This window comes from Mesorhizobium sp. M5C.F.Ca.IN.020.32.2.1 (assembly GCF_004023105.1).
Lineage (GTDB): Bacteria > Pseudomonadota > Alphaproteobacteria > Rhizobiales > Rhizobiaceae > Mesorhizobium > Mesorhizobium wenxiniae.
On the sequence record NZ_RZSX01000843.1, the window covers coordinates 1 to 2,726 of the forward strand.

General features: G+C 62.7%; 3 protein-coding genes. All 3 read left to right on the top strand.

Annotation, left to right across the window (positions count from 1 at the left end):
• Window positions 1-720 (top strand): glutamate synthase-related protein (locus EOA86_RS29705; protein WP_206630173.1); only part of this gene is annotated, 720 nt, incomplete at its 5' end.
• A 42-nt stretch (window positions 721-762) separates the two neighbouring features.
• Window positions 763-2,070 (top strand): type III glutamate--ammonia ligase, encoded by a 1,308-nt coding sequence (glnT, locus tag EOA86_RS29710; protein ID WP_127208266.1) that lies wholly within the window; start codon window positions 763-765, stop codon window positions 2,068-2,070.
• 92 nt (window positions 2,071-2,162) lie between these two features.
• On the top strand, window positions 2,163-2,726 hold a 564-nt coding region (locus EOA86_RS29715; RefSeq protein ID WP_128344905.1), incomplete at its 3' end, for an FAD-dependent oxidoreductase.

Consider the following 2,726-nt stretch of genomic DNA (forward strand, 5'->3'; position numbering starts at 1 on the left):
GACTGGACCGGGCCTGACGATCTGGAAATCAAGATCCTGGAACTGCGCGAAATCACCGACTGGGAAAAGCCGATCTACGTCAAGGTCGGCGGCGCGCGGCCCTATTACGACACAGCCCTTGCGGTTAAGTCAGGCGCCGACGTCGTCGTGATCGACGGCATGCAGGGCGGCACCGCCGCCACCCAGGAAGTGTTCATCGAGAATGTCGGCCAGCCGACGCTTGCCTGCATCAGGCCGGCGGTGCAGGCACTGCAGGATCTCGGCATGCACCGCAAGGTGCAGCTGATCGTCTCCGGCGGCATCCGCAATGGCGCCGACGTCGCCAAGGCGCTGGCGCTCGGCGTCGACGCGGTGTCGATCGGCACGGCCGCACTTGTCGCGCTCGGCGACAACGATCCGCGCTGGGAGGCGGAGTACAACGAGCTCGGCACTACCGCCGGCGCCTATGACGACTGGCATGAGGGGCGCGACCCGGCCGGCATCACCACGCAAGACCCCGAACTAATGAAACGGGTCGATCCGATAGCGGCCGGCCGACGGCTGGCGAATTATCTTAAGGTGATGACGCTGGAGGCGCAGACGATCGCGCGTGCCTGCGGCAAGAACAGCCTGCACAATCTCGAGCCCGAGGATCTCGTCGCGCTGACGATCGAAGCCGCCGCCATGGCCGGCGTACCGCTGGCCGGCACCAACTGGATACCGGGGAAGAACGGCTTCTAAGATATATCAAACCACCAAGAATGCCATAAGCGAGGAACTACAATGGGGAACGATCTCGCCGCCTTTGCCAAAGAGAACGGCGTCAAATATTTCATGATTTCCTACACCGACCTGTTCGGTGGGCAGCGCGCCAAGCTGGTGCCGGCGCAAGCCATCGCCGACATGCAGAAGGACGGCGCCGGCTTTGCCGGCTTTGCCACCTGGCTCGACCTGACGCCGGCGCATCCAGACATGCTGGCGGTGCCGGATCCGGATTCGGTCATCCAGCTCCCGTGGAAGCCGGAAGTCGCCTGGATTGCTGCCAATTGCATTATGGACGAAAAATCGGTCGAGCAAGCGCCGCGCAACACGCTGAGGCGGCTGATTGACGAGGCGGCCGGCGACGGTATGCATGTCAAGACCGGCGTCGAGGCCGAGTTCTTCCTGATCTCGCCGGACGGCAAGAGGATTTCCGACGATTACGACACAGCGTCAAAGCCCTGCTACGACCAGCAGGCGGTGATGCGCCGCTACGATGTCATCGCCGAGATCTGCGACCACATGCTGGCACTCGGCTGGGGCCCCTACCAGAACGACCATGAGGACGCCAACGGCCAGTTCGAGATGAACTGGGCCTTCGACGACGCGCTGGCGACCGCCGACAAGCATTCCTTCTTCAAGTTCATGGTGAAATCCGTTGCCGAAAAGCACGGCCTGCGCGCCACCTTCATGCCAAAACCGTTCCCCGGCCTGACCGGCAATGGCTGCCATGCCCATATCTCGGTGTGGGACAAGGACGGCAAGACCAATGTCTTTGCCGACAACGCCATGGAGCTCGGCCTGTCGGCGAAGGGCAAGAATTTTCTCGGCGGCATCATGAAACATGCCTCCGCACTTGCTGCGATCACCAACCCGACGGTCAATTCCTACAAGCGCATCAATGCGCCGCGCACCATTTCGGGCGCCACCTGGGCGCCGAACTCGGTGACCTGGACCGGCAACAACCGCACCCACATGGTGCGCGTGCCCGGCCCCGGCCGTTTCGAGCTGCGCCTGCCCGACGGCGCGGCAAACCCTTATCTGCTGCAGGCCGTCATCATCGCCGCCGGCCTCGACGGCATCCGCTCGAAGGCCGATCCGGGCAAGCGCTACGACATCGACATGTACCAGTTCGGCCATACGGTGGAGGGTGCGCCGAAGCTGCCGCTCAACCTGCTCGATGCTTTGCGCGAGTTCGACAATGACAAATCGCTCAAGGCGGCGCTGGGTGAGGAATTCTCGTCGGCTTATCTAAAGCTCAAGCACCAGGAATGGAATTCCTATGCTTCCCACTTCACCCAGTGGGAGCGTGACCACACGCTGGATATCTAGAGCATCGGACCGAAAAGTGTGAAGCGGTTTTCGGATGATTCCGATGCGCCAAGAAAGGTGCTGCGTGGCGTGAGCGATCTCGGAATAGATTTATGAAATACTCGATCTTCTCCCTCGCCCGCGCCGCGTTTTCCGGTCACAAGACCTGGCAGCGCACCTGGCGTGACGCCAGCCCGAAGGATCACTACGACGTGGTGATCATCGGCGGTGGCGGCCACGGCCTGGCGACAGCGTGGTTCCTGGCCAGCGAGTACGGCATCAGGAATGTCGCCGTGCTGGAAAAAGGCTGGATCGGCTCCGGCAATGCCGGCCGCAACACCACCATCATCCGCTCCAATTACGGGCTGCCCGGCAACACCGGCTTCTACGAACTGTCGATGAAGCTGTGGGAGCGCATGGAGCAGGATCTCAACTACAACACGATGGTCAGCCAGCGCGGCGTCATCAACCTCTACCATTCCGATGCGCAGCGCGACGCCTATGCGCGGCGCGGCAACACGATGCGCATCAACGGCATCGATGCCGAGCTGCTCGACCTGGCGGCGGTCAAGAAGATGATGCCGTTCCTGAACTTCGAGAATGCGCGCTTTCCCGTGCAGGGCGGCCTGCTGCAGCGGCGCGGCGGCCCGGCGCGCCACGACGCGGTGGTCTGGGGC